This window comes from Pseudomonas sp. NPDC077649, assembly GCF_044542855.1.
GTDB lineage: Bacteria > Pseudomonadota > Gammaproteobacteria > Pseudomonadales > Pseudomonadaceae > Aquipseudomonas.
The window spans coordinates 979,765-998,386 of record NZ_JBITVF010000001.1 but is presented as its reverse complement, the minus strand read 5'-3'; the positions used below and the strand labels follow the sequence as shown (position 1 = coordinate 998,386).

General features: G+C 65.9%; 17 protein-coding genes and 4 pseudogenes. 12 read left to right on the top strand and 9 right to left on the bottom strand.

The window, feature by feature from the left end; all coding sequences use genetic code 11:
• Positions 1 to 99 precede the first annotated feature (99 nt).
• On the bottom strand, positions 100 to 849 hold the full coding sequence (locus ACIGFL_RS04475) for an AraC family transcriptional regulator (protein WP_397496272.1): 750 nt from the start codon (positions 847 to 849) through the stop codon (positions 100 to 102).
• Between the two features lie 277 nt (positions 850 to 1,126).
• On the opposite strand from ACIGFL_RS04475, the gene ACIGFL_RS04470 reads away from it, so the two are divergent.
• The 3 genes from ACIGFL_RS04470 to ACIGFL_RS04460 all read left to right on the top strand — a co-directional run bounded on the left by ACIGFL_RS04470 (position 1,127) and on the right by ACIGFL_RS04460 (position 4,860).
• Positions 1,127 to 1,831 carry a hypothetical protein gene (locus ACIGFL_RS04470; RefSeq protein ID WP_397496271.1) on the top strand — a complete coding sequence of 235 codons (705 nt, stop codon included), beginning with the start codon at positions 1,127 to 1,129 and terminating at the stop codon, positions 1,829 to 1,831.
• 66 nt (positions 1,832 to 1,897) lie between these two features.
• Entirely contained in the window at positions 1,898 to 4,294 is a 2,397-nt protein-coding gene (gene lon / locus ACIGFL_RS04465) for an endopeptidase La (protein ID WP_397496270.1), read from the top strand.
• Positions 4,295 to 4,461: 167 nt separating this feature from the next.
• Positions 4,462 to 4,860, top strand: coding sequence for a protease inhibitor I42 family protein (locus ACIGFL_RS04460; protein ID WP_397496269.1), 399 nt, complete (start codon positions 4,462 to 4,464; stop codon positions 4,858 to 4,860).
• A gap of 247 nt (positions 4,861 to 5,107) precedes the next feature.
• Here the strand turns inward: ACIGFL_RS04460 and ACIGFL_RS04455 are convergent, their stop codons facing one another.
• The 4 genes and pseudogenes from ACIGFL_RS04455 to ACIGFL_RS04440 form a co-directional block, all read right to left on the bottom strand.
• Positions 5,108 to 5,869 (bottom strand): ABC transporter permease, encoded by a 762-nt coding sequence (locus ACIGFL_RS04455; RefSeq protein WP_021446366.1) that lies wholly within the window; start codon positions 5,867 to 5,869, stop codon positions 5,108 to 5,110.
• Positions 5,866 to 6,795 carry an ABC transporter ATP-binding protein gene (locus tag ACIGFL_RS04450; protein WP_021446365.1) on the bottom strand — a complete coding sequence of 310 codons (930 nt, stop codon included), beginning with the start codon at positions 6,793 to 6,795 and terminating at the stop codon, positions 5,866 to 5,868. Before ACIGFL_RS04450 ends, ACIGFL_RS04455 begins: the two co-directional genes overlap by 4 nt.
• Before the next feature lie 69 nt (positions 6,796 to 6,864).
• Entirely contained in the window at positions 6,865 to 6,987 is a 123-nt protein-coding gene (locus ACIGFL_RS04445) for a hypothetical protein (RefSeq protein WP_021446364.1), read from the bottom strand.
• Positions 6,988 to 7,180: 193 nt separating this feature from the next.
• A pseudogene (locus ACIGFL_RS04440) lies at positions 7,181 to 7,396 on the bottom strand (NAD(P)-dependent oxidoreductase); the annotation flags it as partial.
• Between the two features lie 117 nt (positions 7,397 to 7,513).
• On the opposite strand from ACIGFL_RS04440, the pseudogene ACIGFL_RS04435 reads away from it, so the two are divergent.
• A pseudogene (locus ACIGFL_RS04435) lies at positions 7,514 to 8,005 on the top strand (tripartite tricarboxylate transporter permease); the annotation flags it as partial.
• A gap of 9 nt (positions 8,006 to 8,014) precedes the next feature.
• Here ACIGFL_RS04435 and ACIGFL_RS04430 read toward each other — a convergent pair.
• A pseudogene (locus tag ACIGFL_RS04430) lies at positions 8,015 to 8,200 on the bottom strand (enolase C-terminal domain-like protein); the annotation flags it as partial.
• Positions 8,201 to 8,443: 243 nt separating this feature from the next.
• On the opposite strand from ACIGFL_RS04430, the gene ACIGFL_RS04425 reads away from it, so the two are divergent.
• The 3 genes from ACIGFL_RS04425 to ACIGFL_RS04415 all read left to right on the top strand — a co-directional run bounded on the left by ACIGFL_RS04425 (position 8,444) and on the right by ACIGFL_RS04415 (position 10,263).
• Positions 8,444 to 8,746 carry a helix-turn-helix transcriptional regulator gene (locus tag ACIGFL_RS04425; RefSeq protein ID WP_021445912.1) on the top strand — a complete coding sequence of 101 codons (303 nt, stop codon included), beginning with the start codon at positions 8,444 to 8,446 and terminating at the stop codon, positions 8,744 to 8,746.
• Positions 8,747 to 8,893: 147 nt separating this feature from the next.
• Positions 8,894 to 9,868 (top strand): zinc-dependent alcohol dehydrogenase family protein, encoded by a 975-nt coding sequence (locus ACIGFL_RS04420; protein ID WP_397496268.1) that lies wholly within the window; start codon positions 8,894 to 8,896, stop codon positions 9,866 to 9,868.
• Positions 9,869 to 9,912: 44 nt separating this feature from the next.
• The gene (locus ACIGFL_RS04415) at positions 9,913 to 10,263 is read left to right on the top strand and encodes an antibiotic biosynthesis monooxygenase family protein (protein WP_397496267.1); all 351 of its coding nucleotides are present in this window, start codon (positions 9,913 to 9,915) and stop codon (positions 10,261 to 10,263) included.
• 257 nt (positions 10,264 to 10,520) lie between these two features.
• On the opposite strand, the gene ACIGFL_RS04410 is transcribed toward ACIGFL_RS04415, so the two are convergent.
• The gene (locus tag ACIGFL_RS04410) at positions 10,521 to 10,730 is read right to left on the bottom strand and encodes a hypothetical protein (protein WP_397496266.1); all 210 of its coding nucleotides are present in this window, start codon (positions 10,728 to 10,730) and stop codon (positions 10,521 to 10,523) included.
• 189 nt (positions 10,731 to 10,919) lie between these two features.
• On the opposite strand from ACIGFL_RS04410, the pseudogene ACIGFL_RS04405 reads away from it, so the two are divergent.
• Together ACIGFL_RS04405 and ACIGFL_RS04400 are read left to right on the top strand one after the other, a co-directional pair.
• A pseudogene (locus ACIGFL_RS04405) lies at positions 10,920 to 11,729 on the top strand (TRAP transporter large permease); the annotation flags it as partial.
• A 103-nt stretch (positions 11,730 to 11,832) separates the two neighbouring features.
• The gene (locus ACIGFL_RS04400; protein ID WP_397496265.1) at positions 11,833 to 12,735 is read left to right on the top strand and encodes an EamA family transporter; all 903 of its coding nucleotides are present in this window, start codon (positions 11,833 to 11,835) and stop codon (positions 12,733 to 12,735) included.
• Positions 12,736 to 12,742: 7 nt separating this feature from the next.
• Here ACIGFL_RS04400 and ACIGFL_RS04395 read toward each other — a convergent pair whose 3' ends face one another.
• The gene (locus ACIGFL_RS04395) at positions 12,743 to 13,498 is read right to left on the bottom strand and encodes a FadR/GntR family transcriptional regulator (RefSeq protein ID WP_021444899.1); all 756 of its coding nucleotides are present in this window, start codon (positions 13,496 to 13,498) and stop codon (positions 12,743 to 12,745) included.
• 100 nt (positions 13,499 to 13,598) lie between these two features.
• On the opposite strand from ACIGFL_RS04395, the gene ACIGFL_RS04390 reads away from it, so the two are divergent.
• Positions 13,599 to 14,474: an aldose 1-epimerase gene (locus tag ACIGFL_RS04390; protein ID WP_021444898.1), complete on the top strand. Its 876-nt coding sequence runs from the start codon at positions 13,599 to 13,601 to the stop codon at positions 14,472 to 14,474.
• 247 nt (positions 14,475 to 14,721) lie between these two features.
• Positions 14,722 to 14,934 carry a hypothetical protein gene (locus tag ACIGFL_RS04385; protein WP_021444897.1) on the top strand — a complete coding sequence of 71 codons (213 nt, stop codon included), beginning with the start codon at positions 14,722 to 14,724 and terminating at the stop codon, positions 14,932 to 14,934.
• A gap of 141 nt (positions 14,935 to 15,075) precedes the next feature.
• Here the strand turns inward: ACIGFL_RS04385 and ACIGFL_RS04380 are convergent, their stop codons facing one another.
• Positions 15,076 to 16,560, bottom strand: coding sequence for a helicase HerA-like domain-containing protein (locus ACIGFL_RS04380; RefSeq protein WP_397496264.1), 1,485 nt, complete (start codon positions 16,558 to 16,560; stop codon positions 15,076 to 15,078).
• Between the two features lie 157 nt (positions 16,561 to 16,717).
• On the opposite strand from ACIGFL_RS04380, the gene ACIGFL_RS04375 reads away from it, so the two are divergent.
• The gene (locus ACIGFL_RS04375) at positions 16,718 to 18,595 is read left to right on the top strand and encodes a methyl-accepting chemotaxis protein (RefSeq protein WP_021442682.1); all 1,878 of its coding nucleotides are present in this window, start codon (positions 16,718 to 16,720) and stop codon (positions 18,593 to 18,595) included.
• The last annotated feature ends 27 nt before the right edge of the window (positions 18,596 to 18,622 follow it).

Here is an 18,622-nt window from a genome sequence, read left to right as displayed (position 1 = left end):
AGGATTACATGCCGTCCTGGCAACCGAGTTTGGCGTACTGAGATGACAGCCTAGCTGGCCGGCGGCGAACCGGCCAGCGGCAATTGGCCAGCAGCGGCGCTATTCGCTGCGCAGGCGCTTGGGCGTGAGGCCGAGGTAGCGGCGCATCGCCGTGGTCAGCGCGCTCTGGCTCGAGAAGCCGCATTCCTCGGCGATCCGCACCAGCGGCAGCTTGCTCTCGCGCAGCAGCCGCGCGGCACGGTCGAGGCGGGTCTTGAGCAGGTACTGGTGCGGGGTGAGGCCGACGCTGTCCTTGAACTGGGCGTGGAAATGGCTGGGGCTCAGGCACATCACCTGGGCCAGTTCGGCGACGCTGATGCGCCGCGCCAGGTGCTCGCCGATATAGCCGTCCAGGCGCTGCAGATCCAGGCTGCCCTGCGGCCGCCAGCGCTGCTCGCCGAACAGGCGCAGGTGCAGCGCCCGCAGCAGCACACCGCCAAGGGAACGGGCCAGGATCGAGTCGCTGCCGTAGCGTTCCAGCTCGGCGCCGGCGTAACTCAGCAGGTGCTGGAAATCGACGTCCAGCGCCGGATAGCGCGGGGTCTCGAACAGGCGGTGGAGCAGTTCCAGGTCTTCGCTGGGGGTGTCCTGCTCGTCGAGGTCGAGGATCAGCATGCGGTTGTCGCCCATGCCGGCGAACTGGTGGGCGGCGTCGCCCGGCACCAGGCAGGCGCGCATGCGGCACACCTCGCCGCCGCGGCCGCCGACCTCGAATTCGGCGCGGCCGACCAGGGACATCACCAGCTGGTGATGGTCGTGGGCATGGACATGGGCCTGTTCATCCAGGCGGATCACTCGGGCTTGCAGCATCGCGAAAGACTGGCGGCACGAAACAAGGGTTGCACTTTACTCCTTAATCGCAAAAAACGCCGCAACCCACGACCAGCGGACGGGTTGCACCTTTTCCAACGCACGCACCAGATTGGGCAGCGAAATCCGCCCAGGCGCCATTAACGGGCACAGCCGGCGCCGCGGCGCAACCGCCGTGCCCAGGCAATCCGGGCATTGCCGGCGGCTGGCAGGAGAGTTGCTTGAGCGAGATCCAATCGACATGGCTCAGCCAGCGGATTCAACCAAGCGAGGCCCCATGAATCTGGAACTCTCTATCGCCCTGGCCCTGGGCGCCGTGCTGCTGACCCTCGGCCACTGGCTCAGCCAGCGCGCCGAACGCCGCCATCACCTGGCCCTGGGCCAACTGGAAAGCCAGACCCTGCAACGCTGCCTGGAACTGCTGCAGGCGCTGCAGAAGCATCGCGGCCTCGGCGCGCAGAAAGACATCGCCAGCGTCAGCCAGCGCAACGCCCTGGCCCGCCAGCTCGATGCGCTGTGGCTGAACTGGCCCGGCGCCAGCCTGCAGCTGCCGGCACTGCAGCAGCACTGGCCGCAGCTGCGGCGCAAGCCCGCCGACTTCGAGGCGCACAGCAAGCTGATCGAAGCCCTGCTGGAAGCCATCGAGCTGCTGGAAGACCGCCTCTACCAGCACGAACACCCGGCCATCCGCGGCCTCGGCGAGGCCTGCCGCGCCCTGGAAGACCTCGCCCGCCTGCGCGGCCTGGCGGTGCGCGCGGCCAACTACTCGCGCTGCCCGCCCGGGCTGCAGATGCAGATGCGCTTTCTCTGCGAGCGCCTCGACGAACAGGGCCAGGACCAGCCGCTGCACGCCCTGCTCGAGCGCCTGCGCCATGAGCTGATCGACGCGCCGCAGGTGCGCCTGGCCCCCGCCGACTGCTTCGCCCTGCTCACGCCGCTGATCGAGCAACGCCTGCAAGGGATTCGCCTGAATCTCGCTTGAACAGAGCCGTTGAAAAAACCAGAGCACCGCCCCATCTAGCACTTAACGTGCAAGCAAAGGTGCTCCATGAACGATCAGGACATCACCCCCGACGCAGCCGCAGAAGGCGCCCAGACGCACGGCACCAGCCTGGTGCTGCCCGCCCAGCGCCTGCCGGACAAGCTCTACGTCATCCCCATCCACAACCGCCCGTTCTTCCCCGCCCAGGTGCTGCCGGTGATCGTCAACCAGCAGCCCTGGGGCAAGACCCTGGAGCGCGTCGGCAACACCGACCACCGCTGCCTGGCGGTGTTCTACGTCGACACCCCGCCCGGCGACAGCGGCGAATTCGACCTCGACAAGCTGCCCGAGCACGGCACCCTGGTGCGCGTGCATCATGCCAGCGAGGACGGCGGCAAGCTGCAGTTCGTCGCCCAGGGCCTGGCGCGGGTGCGCATCCGTGGCTGGCTCAGCCGCAAGCCGCCGTACCTGGTCGAGGTGGAGTACCCGCAGGCGCCGGCCGACCCGCGCGACGAGGTCAAGGCCTACGGCATGGCGCTGATCAACGCGATCAAGGAGCTGCTGCCGCTCAACCCGCTGTACAGCGAGGAGCTGAAGAACTACCTCAACCGCTTCAGCCCCAACGACCCCTCGCCGCTCACCGACTTCGCCGCCGCCCTCACCACCGCGCCGGGCGCCGAACTGCAGGAGGTGCTGGATACCGTGCCGATGCTCAGGCGCATGGAGAAGGTGCTGCCGCTGCTGCGCAAGGAGGTCGAGGTGGCGCGCCTGCAGAACGAGCTGTCGGCCGAGGTCAACCGCAAGATCGGCGAGCGTCAGCGCGAATTCTTCCTGCAGGAACAACTCAAGCTGATCCAGCAGGAACTGGGCATCGTCAAGGACGACCGCAGTGCCGACGCCGACGAGTTCCGCGCCCGCCTGGAGGGCAAGACCCTGCCCGAGCAGGCGCGCAAGCGCATCGACGAGGAACTAAACAAGCTGGCCATACTCGAGACCGGCTCGCCGGAGTACGCCGTCACCCGCAACTACCTGGACTGGGCCACGAACCTGCCCTGGGGCGTCTACGGCCAGGACAAGCTCGACCTGGCCCATGCGCGCAAGGTGCTGGATGCGCACCACGCCGGCATGGACGACATCAAGCAACGCATCGTCGAGTTCCTCGCCGTCGGCGCCTTCAAGGGCGAGATCGCCGGCAGCATCGTGCTGCTGGTCGGCCCGCCCGGGGTGGGCAAGACCAGCATCGGCAAGTCCATCGCCGAAAGCCTGGGCCGGCCCTTCTATCGTTTCTCGGTCGGCGGCATGCGCGACGAGGCGGAGATCAAGGGCCACCGCCGCACCTATATCGGCGCCATGCCCGGCAAGCTGGTGCAGGCGCTCAAGGAAGCCGAGGTGATGAACCCGGTGATCATGCTCGACGAGATCGACAAGATGGGCGCCAGCTACCAGGGCGACCCGGCCTCGGCGCTGCTGGAGACCCTCGACCCGGAGCAGAACGTCGAATTCCTCGACCACTACCTGGACCTGCGCCTGGACCTGTCCAAGGTGCTGTTCGTCTGCACCGCCAACACCCTCGACTCGATTCCCGGGCCGCTGCTCGACCGCATGGAGGTGATCCGCCTGTCCGGCTATATCACCGAGGAGAAGCTGGCCATCGCCAAGCGCCACCTGTGGCCCAAGCAGTTGGCCAAGGCCGGCGTGCCCAAGGCGCGCCTGTCCATCAGCGACGCGGCGCTGCGTGCGGTGATCGAGGGCTATGCCCGCGAGGCCGGCGTGCGCCAGCTGGAGAAGCAGCTGGGCAAGCTGGTGCGCAAGGCGGTGGTGAAACTGCTGGACGATCCCGAAGCGAAGATCCGCATCGGTGCCAAGGACCTGGAAGAAGCCCTGGGCATGCCGGTGTTTCGCAACGAGCAACTGCTGGCCGGCACCGGCGTCATCACCGGGCTGGCCTGGACCAGCATGGGCGGCGCCACCCTGCCGATCGAGGCGACGCGCATCCACACCCTCAACCGCGGCTTCAAGCTCACCGGCCAGCTCGGCGAGGTGATGAAGGAGTCGGCGGAGATCGCCTACAGCTACGTCAGCTCGCACCTGAAGCAGTACGGCGGCGACCCGGCTTTCTTCGACCAGGCCTTCGTCCACCTGCACGTGCCGGAAGGCGCCACGCCCAAGGACGGCCCCAGCGCCGGCATCACCATGGCCAGCGCGCTGCTGTCGCTGGCACGCAACCAACCGGCGAAAAAGGGCGTGGCGATGACCGGCGAGCTGACCCTGACCGGCCAGGTGCTGGCCATCGGCGGGGTGCGCGAGAAGGTGATCGCCGCGCGGCGGCAAAAGATCTTCGAGCTGATCCTGCCGGAGGCCAACCGCGGCAGCTACGAGGAGCTGCCGGACTACCTCAAGGAAGGCCTGACCGTGCATTTCGCCAGGCGCTACAGCGATGTGGCCAGGGTGTTGTTCGAGTAGAAGCAGCGGCAAGCTTCAAGCCGCAAGCAAAAGCGGCTGCTGGAATCGTCGGGCGGAGCGCTGCGCGCTCCCTGTTGGGCTTCGCTGCGCTCAGCGCCAACCTACCCGGTGGCCTGCACCTGGCCAATGCGGCTATGCTGGGCGCGTTTCGCCGACAGGAATCCGTCATGACCGCCGCCTTCCGCCTGCTGCCCCTCGCCGGCCTGGCCCTGCTCGCCGCCTGCGCGCAGAAGCCAAGCACCCAGACCCTGACCCAGGAGCAGGGCAACAAATGCCCGCTGAGCCTCGACCTGGGCCAGCAACTGATCCTCAGCCTGCCCAGCAATCCCACCACCGGCTTTCGCTGGGTGCTGCGCGACGGCGCCGAGAGCGTGTTGCAGAGCCTCGGCCCGGAGGTCTACAGCAACCCGGAGGACGCCGGTCTGGTCGGCGCCGCCGGTAAATCCACCTGGCGCTTCCAGACCCGCGAGCGCGGCGAGGGTCGCCTGCTGCTGACCTACCAGCGCCCCTGGGAAACCGACGTGGCGCCGGCCAAGACCTTCGATTGCGAGTTGCGGGTGAAATAAGGGGCCACCCCGATTCGCCCGGTAGGAGCCCGCTTGTGGGCGATCTGCAGATGCCCTGGATCGCCCGTGGCACACCTCGCTCCGTAGGGCGGATGTCGCTTTTTACATCCACCACAGCGGTGGATCGATAAAGCGCGATCCACCCTGCGCCGAGCCTCCGTTTCGCGATACGGCTGGCCTCAGCCCCGCAGCCCGGATGCAATCCGGGACGCCTCCCGACAGCGCCCCGGCGTGCCTGCCGGCGACCTCAGCTCTTGAGCCGGTAGCCGGTCTTGAAGATCCAGCCCACCAGCAAAATGCACAGCGCCAGAAACCCCAGGATCATCGCCAGACTGAGGCCGACGTTGACGTCGGAGACGCCGTAGAAGCTCCAGCGGAAGGCGCTGATCAGGTACACCACCGGGTTGAACAGGGTCACCGTCTGCCAGGCCGGCGGCAGCATGCTGATCGAATAGAAGGCGCCGCCTAAGAAGGTCAGTGGCGTGACGATCAGCGCCGGGACTATCTGCAGCTTCTCCCAGCCGTCGGCCCACACGCCGATGATGAAACCGAACAGGCTGAAGGTCAGCGCGGTGAGCACCAGGAAGGCCGCCATCCACAGCGGGTGCTGCACCTCGAAGTCGACGAACAGGCGCGCGGTGAGCAGGATGATGATGCCGAGGATCACCGACTTGGTCGCCGCCGCGCCGACATAGCCGACGAGGATTTCCAGGTAGGATACCGGCGCCGACAGCAGCTCGTAGATGCTCCCCGAATACTTGGGCATATAGATGCCGAACGAGGCGTTGGAGATGCTCTCGGTGAGCAGCGCCAGCATGATCAGCCCCGGCACGATAAAGGCGCCGTAGCTCACCCCCTGCACCTGGGTCATGCTCGAACCTATGGCCGAGCCGAACACCACGAAGTACAGCGAGGTGCTGATCACCGGCGTGGCGATGCTCTGCAGCAGGGTGCGCCAGGTACGCGCCAGCTCGAACAGGTAGATGGCCTTGATGGCATAGAGGTTCATGCGCGCGACTCCTTGACCAAGGACACGAAGATTTCCTCCAACGAACTCTGACTGGACTGCAGGTCCTTGAAGTCGATGCCGTGCTGGGCCAGGTCGCGCAACAGCTCGGCGATGCCAGTGTGCTCGTGCTGGGCGTCGAAGGTGAACACCAGGGCGTGGCCCTGGTCCACCAGCTCCAGGCCGTAGCGTTCCAGCTCGGCCGGCACGCCGGCCAGCGGCTGCTGCAGCTGCAGGGTCAGCTGCTTCTTGCCCAGCTTGTGCATCAGCACCTGCTTGTCCTCCACCAGAATGATCCGCCCCTTGCTGATCACGCCGATGCGGTCGGCCATTTCCTCGGCCTCCTCGATGTAGTGGGTGGTGAGGATGATGGTCACGCCGCGCTCGCGCAGGCGCCGCACCATGTTCCACATGTCGCGACGCAGCTCGACGTCGACGCCGGCGGTGGGCTCGTCGAGAAACAGAATCTGCGGCTCGTGGGACAGTGCCTTGGCGATCATCACCCGGCGCTTCATGCCGCCGGACAGTTCCATGATCTTGGCGTTGCGCTTGTCCCACAGCGACAGGTCCTTGAGCAGTTGCTCCAGGTAGGCCGGATCGGGCTTCTTGCCGAACAGGCCGCGGCTGAACTTGACCGTCGCCCAGACGGTTTCGAACACGTCGCTGACCAGCTCCTGCGGCACCAGGCCGATCTGCGCGCGGGCCGCGCGGTAGTCGCGGACGATGTCCTTGCCGCCGACCAGCACCTGCCCGCTACCGGGATTGACGATGCCGCAGATGATGCTGATCAGGGTGGTCTTGCCGGCGCCGTTGGGGCCGAGCAAGGCGAAGATCTCGCCCTGGCGAATGTCCAGGTCGATGCCCTGCAGCGCCGGATGGCCCGACGCGTAGGTCTTGTTCAGTTGCGAAATGGAGATGACCGACTGCACGGTGGAGTCCTTGCCTGCGGAAAAACCACAGAGTGTAGAGCCTGACCACCAGGACAGGGCAAGCACGGATCACTGCGTTGCACAAAAACGTCGGGCCAGTTGCTCGGTCTCGAAGTGCGCGGTGAGAAAGTCGACGAAGGCGCGGGTCTTGGCCGGCAGCACCGCCGGGTAGCGGGCGAGAAACGCCGGCATTGGCGGCAACGGGTGATCGCGGGCGCAGGCAGGCGCGGCGCTGAGCCTGGTCAGGTTCGCCTGAATGGCAGGCAGGAAAAAACCGGCGCGCTTGTGGCGCGCCGGTGCTGCAGGTGAGGTTGAGGGAGAGCGGCCGCGACGCTTGTGGCGTTGCGGCGATAAGCGTGGCGGCGAGCGCCGTCACGCGAATGGGTTACAGCGGCGTGAGCAACTTGCCGCTGGCGATAAAGCAACGCAGGTTGTCGAGAACCAGATCGGCCATCTGCTGGCGGGTCTCGACGCTGGCGCTGCCGACATGCGGCAGCAGCACCGCGTTGTCCAACTCGAGCAACGCGGCCGGGACTTCGGGTTCGCATTGGTAGACGTCCAGACCCGCGCCAGCAATCACACCGTTCTGCAAAGCCGTGAGGTGATGGCCTACCAACTGCCCGACCACCAGGGCGTCGACATCGCCACCCCGCCCCTGCTGCTGGCCGGCTTTCTGACCCTGCTCGGCGTGCTGCAAGTCTGTGCCGCCCTCGCCAGCAAGCTCCAGCCCGGCCCGCTGCTGTTCATCAGCCAGGGCCCGCTGGTGTACACCATCTTCGCCGCCCTGCTGGTCGCCACGGTGATGATGCTGTTCATGGAGTTCTACGGCCTGCGCCTGTTCATCAAGCTGCTCGACGTGCCCAAGCACATCCTCCTTCCGATCATCCTGGTGCTCTGCGTGGTCGGTGCCTTCGGCCTGTCCAGCCGCCTGTTCGATGTCTGGTCGATCCTGCTGTTCGGCCTGCTCGGCTACGGCTTCGTCAAGGCCGGCCTGCCGGCGGCGCCGTTCATCATCGGTTTCATCCTCGGGCCGATGGCCGAGACCAACCTGCGCCGCGGCCTGATGCTCTCCGACGGCAACTTCGCCGACTTCTTCACCACCCCCATCGCCGGCAGCTTCCTCGGCCTGGCCCTGGCCTTCATCCTCTGGCAGGTGTTCAGTGCCCTGCGGCCCAAGCCCAGCGCGATCAACGCCATTCTGCGCACCTGATCGCCCGCCCCAGAGCTCGCGCGTATGGCTGGCCGCCAGGTGCACGCGCAGATACGGGGTGATGCCGCCGCCCCGCGGCGCATCGGGCATCAGGAAGTCGGCGGTGCGCCGGCGGATGAACTCCCAGTGCTCGGCCGGGCTGGTGAGCATCTCGCCGGTGGCGATCGGCGTGTCGAACCGAACTTGAGCCCTTGCTGGCGCGATTGAGGCACTCACAGGCGGGAGCGTCAGCCTCATTCAGACGGGCGCAGCAATGACCTCGACGGCGAGCGGGCGGTAAAAAGGCGAGTGCAGATCGAGCCCCCGTCGAGAGGCTGGCCAATTTGGGATGTGCTGCGCAACCCGACTGCCCCTGAAGGCAACCCCCTTTGGGTTACCCGTCCGACGGGCGGATGATTCCTGCATTGACATATCGGTAAATCTCGATATTATCGCGCCATGGAACTGATCAATGTATTCAAAGCCCTCTCAAATCCGACCCGCCTTGAAATCCTCAAGGGGCTGAAGGATCCGGTGAAGAACTTTCCTCCACAGGATGAAGGGGACGTTCATACCGTGGGCGTCTGCGTCAGCAGTATTCAGGAAGGTGTCGGTCTGTCGCAGTCGACGGTGTCCGATTACCTTGCCACGCTGCAGCGAGTGGGGCTGGTCGAAGTCCGTCGGATCGGGCAGTGGACCTACTACAAGCGCAATGAAGCCAACATCCGTGCTCTGGCCGAGATCATAGGCAAAGAGTTGTAATTTTTTCACGCACAACATCGATAATTCTCGATATCCCTTTTTACCGAAGCACTCACGCTAGAGAGATCGTAGGAAAGACCCGTTAATTCTTTGGCTCTATATATCGAAAATTCCCTATATCCCTTTTTCCAGAAACGAGGAACTACCATGAAAGCGCAAATTCTCAACTCATTCGGCGGCCCGCAATCGTTCGAGCTGCGTGACGTACCCAAGCCGGTGCCGCAAGCGGGACAAGTGCTGGTGCGGGTTCACGCAACCTCCATCAACCCCTTGGATTACCAGGTACGTCGGGGCGACTATGTCGACTACGTGCCTCTCCCCGCCATTACCGGGCATGACGTATCCGGCGTCGTCGAAGCCGTCGGCCCAGGGGTGACGAGCTTCGTGCCAGGCGACGAAGTCTGGTACACCACGCAAATCTTCGAAGGCGATGGCAGCTATGCCGAGTACCACGTCGCCTCCGAAAGCATCATCGGCAAGAAGCCGGCATCGCTGAGCCATCTCGAGGCGGCCAGCCTCACGCTGGTAGGCGGGACGGTATGGGAAGCCCTCGTCGGGCGTGTATCGCTCCGGGTCGGGGAAAGCATTCTGATCCACGGCGGCGCGGGTGGCGTGGGCCATGTCGCGATCCAGGTGGCAAAGGCCATTGGTGCGCGGGTCTTCACCACCGTGCGCGAAGCGAACTTCGAGTTCGCCCGGGGGCTGGGTGCCGACGTGGTCATCGACTACGAACAAGAGGATTACGTGGACGCCATCCTGCGGGAAACCGACGGCCAGGGCGTCGATGTGATCTTCGACACCATCGGCGGCGACACCCTGACCCGTAGCCCCGACGCGCTCGCCCAGCTCGGCCGCGTGGTCTCGATCGTGGACATCGCCAAGCCGCAGAACCTCATTCAGGCCTGGGGCAAGAACGCCAGTTACCACTTCGTCTTCACCCGCCAGAACCGCGGCAAGCTCGATGAACTGAAGGCATTGGTCGAGCGCGGGCAACTGCGGCCCCATGTTGGTGCGGTCTATTCGCTCGCCGACATTGGGCTCGCCCATGCCCTGCTGGAGACGCCCAACAACGGTCTGCGGGGAAAAATCGCGATTGCCGTCGAGCCCTCGCTCGCCCCGTAAGGGCATAGGTGCAACTGCCGAACTTACTCTAGAGGAATACCGCAATGATTTATGAAATTGCTCTGTTGCCCGTTCACCAAGAACGGATTGAACCCTTCAAACGTGCTTTTGCCGAGGTCGCACCTTTGCTCCGCCGCGCCAAGGGGTATGGCGGCCACATGCTCGCGCCCGGTATCGAAACCCCCGAGCGGTTCAACCTGATCGTGCGCTGGGCTTCACTCGAGGACCACACGCCGGGCTTCGAAGCGAGCGAAGACCATCGGCTGTTCATGCTGGGCCTGGAGGAATATTTTTCCGAAGAGCCGACGGTCTATCACATTGAAGGAGCGGCTTTTGCTACGGGAGAGGATGACGATCAAAACAGCATCTTTGACCGGGCAATGCCGGTGTCTTAGGCGGTTGTGGGCTGCAAAGAATTGGCCGTTGTCAGAAACATGCGGACCAGATGTCGCTAATTTGCAGTGATCGTGAGTTGATCTGACAGTTACCTGCCTTGAGGCCCGCGACTGTCAGGTCAAATTCAGCTGTTCAGTGTGGTGATCTTATTGCGATCAAGCTAAATAGCCGCTGATCGGAGACTGGGCCGCCAAATAACCTGGGGCGCGCGGGAGCCCATCGAGGGCGCTATCGACTGCCCCTCGCTCGACTCCCCTCACCCACTCCCCCGCTCGATCACCTCGCCCCCCACATCCAGGCGCAACGGCTGGTGCACCAGCGCCGGTTCGGCGATGGCGCGGCCGATGCGCGGGCCGTCGATGCGCACGGTGGTCAGCGGCGGATGGGTGTGCGCCGCGCAGGACAGGTCGCCGAAGCCGATCAGCTCGGGACAGCCCAGGGCGCGGGACAGGCTAATGGGCGACACGCCGGCCACCTTGGCCACGTCGATCAGGGGCGGCGCGCGAATCGGGAGTTTTTCGGCTCATGCTCTGCCCCTCGGGAGTCCGGGCACCTTACCCAGGGCGCTGGCCCGCATTCATGCGAGATACGTTGTCATACAACATTGGTCACAAGAGACGAAGGGTGCGCGTGCCCAGCCGTTTCTCACCTTGTTCGCTCGCTGGCCGCCGGCGGCACGGTGCCCATCGCCGCGCTGTTCGTCGCCGGCATCGGCCCGGGCCTGCTGCTCAGTTTCACCATGGCCGCCCTGTGCCTGCTGTTCGCGCGCAAGCGCAACTACCCCAAGAGCGAGGTGATTCCGCTGCGCCAGGCGCTGAAGATCTGCGTCGAGGCGCTGTGGGGCCTGATGACCATGGTGATCATCCTCGGCGGCATCCTCAGCGGCGTGTTCACCGCCACCGAGTCGGCCGCGGTGGCGGTGGTCTGGGCCTTCTTCGTGACCATGTTCATCTACCGCGACTACAAGTGGAGCGAACTGCCGAAGATGCTGCACCGCACGGTGCGCACCCTGTCGATCGTGATGATCCTGATCGCCTTCGCCGCCAGCTTCGGCTACATCATGACCCTGATGCAGATTCCGTCGAAGATCACCACGGCCTTCCTGACCCTGTCGGACAACCGCTACGTGATCCTGATGTGCGTCAACTTCATGCTGCTGGCCCTGGGCACGCTGATGGACATGGCGCCGCTGATCCTGATTCTCACGCCGATCCTGCTGCCGGTGGTGACCTCCTTCGGCGTCGACCCGGTACACTTCGGCATGATCATGCTGGTCAACCTGGGTATCGGCCTGATCACCCCGCCGGTGGGCGCGGTCTTGTTCGTCGGCGCCGCCATCGGCAAGGTCAGCATCGAGAGCACGGTGAAAGCGCTGCTGCCGTTCTACGCCGCGCTGTTCACGGTGCTGATGGCGGTCACCTACATCCCCGCCATCTCGCTGTGGCTGCCCAGCGTGGTGCTCTGAACCCGCGCCCGCTCCACTCCCGTTCTGCGGAAACGAGGCCTACCCCATTCACCCCGAGCCGCCGCCTGGCGGCTCTTGCTTTATAAGGACGTAACGCCACGCCATGCACGCCGCCCCGTTCCCCCGGCATATCGCCGCGCTGATCCTCGCCACCCTGGCCTGCTCCTTCGCCGGCAACCATATCGCCGCGCGTATCGCCTTCGACCACGACGCCGGCCTGCTGCTGGCGATCCTCTGCCGCTCGGGGGTGACCCTGCTGGTGCTCGCCGCCCTGGTGCTGTGGCAGCGCGATTCACTGCGCCTGAGCCGCCAGACCTGGGGCTGGCAGCTGGTGCTGGGGCTGCTGATCGCGGTGCAGAGCTTCTGCATCTATTCGGCGGTGGCGCGCATCCCGGTGGGCCTGGCGCTGCTGGTGGTGAACCTCTCGCCGATCCTCCTGGCGCTGCTCACCTGGGCACTCGGCGGCCCGCGACCGACCGGCCGCGCGGCGCTGATCATGGGCCTGACCCTGTTCGGCCTGGTGCTGGTGCTGGACGTGCCGGCGCGCCTGGCCGGTCAGGCCCAGCTCGATGCGCGCTGGATCGAAGGGGTGTCGTTCAGCCTGACCGCAGCGGCGGTATTCGCCGTTGCGTTGTGGATTACCGAACACCGGCTGTCGGCGATGCCCGGGCGGGTGCGCAGCATGCTGACCATGGCGGTGGTGTTCAGCGCCTCGGCCCTGGCCGGCGCCAGCGGCGCCCTGCCCGGTGGCCTCGGCCTGCCCGATGCAGCGGTCGGCTGGGTGGCCCTGGCCTGCCTGGTACTGCTCTACGGCACGGCGTTTTCGGTGCTGTTCATCTGCATGCCGCGCCTGGATATCGCGCGCAACGCGCCGGTGATGAACATGGAGCCGGTGGCCGGGATGCTGTTCGGCTGGCTGATTCTCGATCAGCTGCTCGGCGCCCTGCAGGTGGTCGGCGGGCTGATCGTGGTCGGCGGCATCGTCCTGCTGGCCTACCGCCGCTAGCCATGGCTCAGCCGTGCAGCGCCTCGGCCTCGGCGGCCTCGTGCGCCTGACGCAGGCGCTCGCGGCTGTTGGTCAGGTGCAGCCGCATGGCGGCGCGCGCCGCCTCCGAGTCCTGGCGGGCGATGGCCTCGAAGATCTGCTCGTGCTCGCGCGCAAGACGCGCCATGTAGTGCGCCTGGTCGTCGCGCGCCAGGCTGGCGGAATTAACCCGGGTGCGCGGAATGATGCTGGTGCCCAGGTGACTCATGATGTCGGTGAAGTAGCGGTTGCCGGTGGCCTCGGCGATGCGCAGGTGGAACTGGAAATCGGACGACACCGCGTCGCTGGCGTGCGCCGCGCTCTCGCTGATCGCGTCCAGCGCCTCGCGGATGGCCTTCAGTTGCGCCTCGTTGCGGCGCTGCGCGGCCAGGCCGGCGGACTCCACTTCCAGGCTGATGCGAAATTCGAGAATCGCCAGCACGTCGCGCAGGGTGACGATGGTCGCCGGGTCGATGCGAAAGCCACTGGGGCTGGGGGTGTCGAGCACGAAGGTGCCGATGCCGTGGCGGGTTTCCACCAGACCGGCGGCCTGCAGCCGCGACAGCGCCTCGCGCACCACGGTGCGGCTAACGCCCTGCTCCTCCATGATCGCCGACTCGGTGGGCAGCTTCTCGCCGCGCTTGATCGCACCGTCACGAATACGCTGCGACAGCTCGGCCACCAACTCCTGGGCCAGGCTACGGTGCTTGCGGCGGGCGCGGGGTTGGGCGTTGGGGGTTTCCATGGCGGGAGCGCTCTCGGCTGACGGCTAAGCCGCAATCATAGCCCAGCAGTTGTACGATGACACTATGAATTCCCGACAAACAGCGACACCGGAGCGCCAGATGCCGACTACCTTGCTGACCCTGCACGACAGCCTGACCCGCCTGACCCTGGCCCCCGAACTGGGCGCCAGCCTGGTCAACTGGACCCGCTTGAGCGACGACTGGCCGCTGCTGCGCCACAGCGACGAGCAGGCGCTGGCCGCCGCCAACCCGCGGCAGCTGGCCTGCTACCCGCTGGCGCCCTGGTCCAACCGCATCGGCGGCGGCGGCTTCGCCTGCCCCGACGGCTGGCAGGCGCTGGCGGCCAACAGCGCGCACGAGGCGCTGCCGATCCACGGCAGCGCCTGGCAACAAGCCTGGCAACTGGTTGATGCGACATCCGACAGCGCCACCCTGCAACTGGACAGCCTGCAGCCCTTCCCCTACCGCGCGCGCCTGCAGGTGCGGCTGGCGGAGGGGCGCCTGAGCCTGCACCTGCAAGCCACCCACCTCGGCGAGCGGCCGACCTGGTACGGCCTCGGCCTGCATCCCTATCTCACCCGCACCGCGCATACCCGCCTGCAAGCGCAGGCCAGCCGAGTGTGGCTGTGCAACGCCGACAAACTCTCCACTCAACTGGCCGAGTTACCCGCGACCTGGAACTTCGCCGAACTTGCCGCCCTGCCGGCGCAGACGTTGGACAATGCCTTTACTGGCTGGCCGGGCAGCGCGCTTATCGTTCAGCCGGAGGCCGGCTATCAATTGCTCTGCCACGCCGAGGGCGCCGAATTCTTCTTGCTGTATTGCCCACAGGAGCAGAACTTCTTCTGTTTCGAGCCGGTCAGCCATCCGGTCAACGCCCACCACCTGCCGGGGCGCCCGGGCCTGCAACTGCTGGCGCCGGGGCAAAGTTGCCGACTGCAGTTCAGCCTGGAGTACCAGGCGCTCGATAACTGAGCGCTGGACATTCGCCGACACTTCGCGATAATGGCGCGCAAGTTGCCTCTCGCAACTTCATTGATAAAAAGTTACATACACATAAGTAACTGAATAAGAACGGGAAACTTGCAAGCTCTGACACTTTGCAAAGTATTCGCCGGACGAAACCATCAGCAGCACCCTAGATTGATCCCTGACCGCAGCAGTGAAGCGGAGTGCTTCACGCGTCATGCGGGTCGATCGCCAGACCATATAGGTAAACCCAGTGACGAAAGACGAACTGCGCGCCGAACTCGAGCGCCAGGCGCAGCGTTACAAGGATGTATACGGCGGGGAAGTCATCACCTACGCCGCGCAGCCGGACCCCGACCGCAAACCCTGGCGCAAGAAACCCAGCCTGCTCGACCAGGCCTTCGATAAGGAAATCGAAAAGATCGAAAAAGAACGTCAGGACAAGAAAGACGCCGCCAGCGAATAGCGCCAGGCCCTCTGTCGAACTAGCATTTCATCGCCGCTTCGCTATTACCGCGATTGCGCAGGCCGGACATGCCGCCAGGCTTGTCCGGCGCGCCGGTAAAGGGTGGACCAGGCTTCGCCCTGTCCACCCTGCCCTCGCCGGCTAGCGTCTCTTGCCGCCCAGCAGCGACCCCATCAGCCCGCGCACCAGCTGCCGCCCGAGCTGGTTGGCCGCCTGGCGCAGCGCCGACTTCATCGCCCCGCCGAGCAGTTCGCCGGCCATCTGCCCCAGCCCCTGATCCGGCGCCGCGGCCTTCTGGCGTCCGCTCGGCTGGGCCGGCGCCTCGGCGCTGGCCTGGGCGGCGCGGGCGGTGAGCAGCTCGTAGGCCGATTCGCGGTCGACGGGTTTGTCGTAGCGCCCGGCCAACGGCGACTGACGCACCAGGGCGGCACGCTCGCTCTCGTTCAGCGGGCCGATGCGCGACTGCGGCGGGGCGATGGCCACGCGCTGCACCATGGCCGGCGTACCCTTTTCCTCCAGGGTGCCGACCAACGCCTCGCCGATGCCCAGCTCGGTCAGCACGCTCAGGCTGTCGAACGCCGGATTGGGGCGGAAACCGTCGGCCACCGCGCGCAGCGCCTTCTGCTCCTTGGCGGTGAAGGCGCGCAGGCCGTGCTGGATGCGCAGGCCGAGCTGGGCCAGCACGTCGTCCGGCAGGTCGCTGGGCGACTGGGTGACGAAGTACACCCCCACGCCCTTGGAGCGGATCAGCCGCACCACCTGCTCCAGGCGCTCCTGCAGCGCCTTGGGCGTGCCCTGAAAGAGCAGGTGCGCCTCGTCGAAGAACAGCGCCAGCACCGGCTTGTCGGCGTCGCCACGTTCGGGCAGCTGCTCGAACAGCTCGGCCAGCAGCCACAGCAGGAAGGTGGCGTAGACCTTGGGCGCTTCGTGCACCAGGCGGCTGGCGTCGAGCAGGTGAACCCGGCCGCGGCCGTCGCGATCGGGGTGCAGCAGGTCCTCGAGTTGCAGCGCCGGCTCGCCGAACAGCGCCTCGGCGCCCTGCTGCTCCAGGCTGGCCAGGCGCCGCAGCAGCGCCTGCGCCGAGGTGTTGGTGAACAGCGCGCTGTCCTCGCCGAGCACCTGCGGGTTGTCCTTGAGGTGGCCGAGCAGCGCCTTGAGGTCCTTCAGATCGAGCAGCAGCAAACCCTCGCGGTCGGCCACCTTGAACGCGGCGTAGAGCGCCGCCTGCTGGCTGTCGGTCAGTTCCAGCAGGGCGCCGAGCAGCAGCGGGCCCATCTCGCTCAAGGTGGTGCGCAGCGGGTGGCCGCTCTGCCCGTGCACGTCCCACAGGCACAGCGGATAGGCCTGCGGCCGGTGCTGCAGCCAGGCCATGCTGGCGATGCGCTCGGCGACCTTGCCCTGCGGCGCACCGGCAGCGCCGAGGCCGCACAGGTCGCCCTTGACGTCGGCGGCGAACACCGCCACGCCGGCGTCGCTGAAGGTCTCGATCAGGCGCTGCAGGGTCACCGTCTTGCCGGTGCCGGTGGCGCCGGCGATCAGACCATGACGGTTGGCCAGGCGCAACGGCTGGCCGACGGGCTGGCCATCGCTGCCGGCGCCCAGTACGAACTGCGAAATCAAAGGCATCTTTGCCATCCCCTGGGTTAAAGCTTTACTGCAGGTATGCCGACATAGGCATCAGACCAAAGGCGAATTGCCTTCGCCACAATCTCCCACGAACCGCCCCACTGGCGGCTTCGTGGAACACAAGACTGGTTCCAGAGCCTTCCGGACGCAAGACAACATGACTAAAAACCTGCAGTTCAGCCACAAGATCCTGCTCGCAGCATCGCTGGTGGTGATAGTCGCCTTCTCCCTGTTCACCCTCTACAACGATTACCTGCAACGCAACGCCATCCGTGCGGACCTGGAGAGCTACCTGCATGAAATGGGCGACGTGACCGCCAGCAACATCCAGAACTGGCTGTCCGGGCGCATCCTCCTGGTGGAAAGCGCCGCCCAGTCGATCGTCAACGACAACAGCCCGGATCGCGTGGTCAAGCTGCTGGAGCAGAAGGCGCTGACCTCCTCCTTCGCCTTCACCTACCTGGGCGCCGAGAACGGCGACTTCACCATGCGCCCGGACGCCGACATGCCCGAGGGCTACGATCCGCGCACCCGGCCCTGGTACAAGGATGCCATGGCCGCCGGCGGCTCCACCCTCACCGAACCCTACGTCGACGCCGCCACCGGCGAGCTGATCATCACCATCGCCACCCCGGCCAAGCCGGCCGGCGTGGTCGGCGGCGACCTCAGCCTGCAGACCCTGGTCGACATCATCAACGCCCTGGACTTCGACGGCATCGGCTACGCCTTCCTGGTCAGCGCCGACGGCAAGATCCTGGTGCACCCGGACAAGAACCTGGTGATGAAGAACCTCAAGGACATCTACCCGCAGAACACTCCGCGCATCAGCAGCGAGTTCAGCGAGGCGCAACAAGACGGCAACACCCGCATCCTCACCTTCACCCCGGTCAAGGGCCTGCCTTCGGTCGACTGGCACGTCGGCCTGTCCATCGACAAGGCCAAGGCCTACGCGATGCTCACCGAGTTCCGCGCCTCGGCCATAGTCGCTACCGTCATCGCCGTGGTGCTGATCATCGCCCTGCTCGGTGTGCTGATCCGCGTGCTGATGCAGCCGCTCAACACCATGGGCAAGGCCATGCAGGACATCGCCCAGGGCGAGGGCGACCTGACCAAGCGCCTGGCGATCCAGTCCAACGACGAGTTCGGCGCCCTGGCGCGCGCCTTCAACCAGTTCGTCGAGCGCATCCACAGCTCGATCCGCGAGGTGTCCTCGGCCACCGTGCAGGTCAACGAGGTGGCCAAGCTGGTGGTCAACGCCTCCAACTCGTCGATGGCCAACTCCGACGAGCAGGCCAGCCGCACCAACAGCGTGGCCGCGGCGATCAACGAACTGGGCGCCGCCGCCCAGGAGATCGCGCGTAACGCCGCCGACGCCTCGACCCAGGCCTCCGACGCCCGCCATCAGGCCGAGGACGGCGGCAAGGTGGTGCAGCAGGCGATCTCCTCGATGAGCGAGCTGTCGGACAAGATCAGCGACGCCTGCGCCAAGATCGAGATGCTCAACGGCAAGACCGTGGACATCGGCCAGATTCTCGAGGTGATCAAGAGCATTTCCCAGCAGACCAACCTGCTGGCGCTCAATGCCGCCATCGAGGCCGCCCGCGCCGGCGAGGCCGGCCGCGGCTTCGCCGTGGTCGCCGACGAGGTGCGCAACCTAGCGCACCGCACCCAGGAGTCGGCGCAGGAAATCGAGAAGATGATCGAGGAGCTGCAGGTCGGCTCGCGGGAGTCGGTCACCACCATGACCGAGAGCCAGCGCTACAGCGAGGAAAGTGTGGCGATCGCCAACCAGGCCGGCGAACGCCTGGGCACGGTCACCGCGCGCATCGGCGAGATCGACGGGATGAACCAGTCGGTGGCCACCGCCACCGAGGAGCAGACCTCGGTGATCGAGTCGCTGAACATGGACATCATCGAGATCAACACCCTCAACCAGGAAGGCGTGGAGAACCTGCAGGCCACCCTGCGCGCCTGCGGCGACCTGGAGCAACAGGCCGCGCGCCTCAAGCAGCTGGTCGACAGCTTCCGCATCTAAGTACGCGAAACGAGACCAAGGGCGCCA

Excerpts from the sequence above, each read along its gene's own strand:
- ACIGFL_RS04425 (WP_021445912.1), top strand. The coding sequence starts at position 8,444 with ATGGAACTGATCAATGTATTCAAAGCCCTCTCAAATCCGACCCGCCTT.
- ACIGFL_RS04420 (WP_397496268.1), top strand. The coding sequence starts at position 8,894 with ATGAAAGCGCAAATTCTCAACTCATTCGGCGGCCCGCAATCGTTCGAG.
- ACIGFL_RS04400 (WP_397496265.1), top strand. The coding sequence starts at position 11,833 with ATGCACGCCGCCCCGTTCCCCCGGCATATCGCCGCGCTGATCCTCGCC.
- ACIGFL_RS04475 (WP_397496272.1), bottom strand. The coding sequence starts at position 849 with ATGCTGCAAGCCCGAGTGATCCGCCTGGATGAACAGGCCCATGTCCAT.
- lon (WP_397496270.1), top strand. The coding sequence starts at position 1,898 with ATGAACGATCAGGACATCACCCCCGACGCAGCCGCAGAAGGCGCCCAG.
- ACIGFL_RS04470 (WP_397496271.1), top strand. The coding sequence starts at position 1,127 with ATGAATCTGGAACTCTCTATCGCCCTGGCCCTGGGCGCCGTGCTGCTG.
- ACIGFL_RS04455 (WP_021446366.1), bottom strand. The coding sequence starts at position 5,869 with ATGAACCTCTATGCCATCAAGGCCATCTACCTGTTCGAGCTGGCGCGT.
- ACIGFL_RS04390 (WP_021444898.1), top strand. The coding sequence starts at position 13,599 with ATGCCGACTACCTTGCTGACCCTGCACGACAGCCTGACCCGCCTGACC.
- ACIGFL_RS04380 (WP_397496264.1), bottom strand. The coding sequence starts at position 16,560 with ATGCCTTTGATTTCGCAGTTCGTACTGGGCGCCGGCAGCGATGGCCAG.
- ACIGFL_RS04395 (WP_021444899.1), bottom strand. The coding sequence starts at position 13,498 with ATGGAAACCCCCAACGCCCAACCCCGCGCCCGCCGCAAGCACCGTAGC.
- ACIGFL_RS04445 (WP_021446364.1), bottom strand. The coding sequence starts at position 6,987 with ATGCCGGCGTTTCTCGCCCGCTACCCGGCGGTGCTGCCGGCCAAGACC.
- ACIGFL_RS04460 (WP_397496269.1), top strand. The coding sequence starts at position 4,462 with ATGACCGCCGCCTTCCGCCTGCTGCCCCTCGCCGGCCTGGCCCTGCTC.
- ACIGFL_RS04375 (WP_021442682.1), top strand. The coding sequence starts at position 16,718 with ATGACTAAAAACCTGCAGTTCAGCCACAAGATCCTGCTCGCAGCATCG.
- ACIGFL_RS04415 (WP_397496267.1), top strand. The coding sequence starts at position 9,913 with ATGATTTATGAAATTGCTCTGTTGCCCGTTCACCAAGAACGGATTGAA.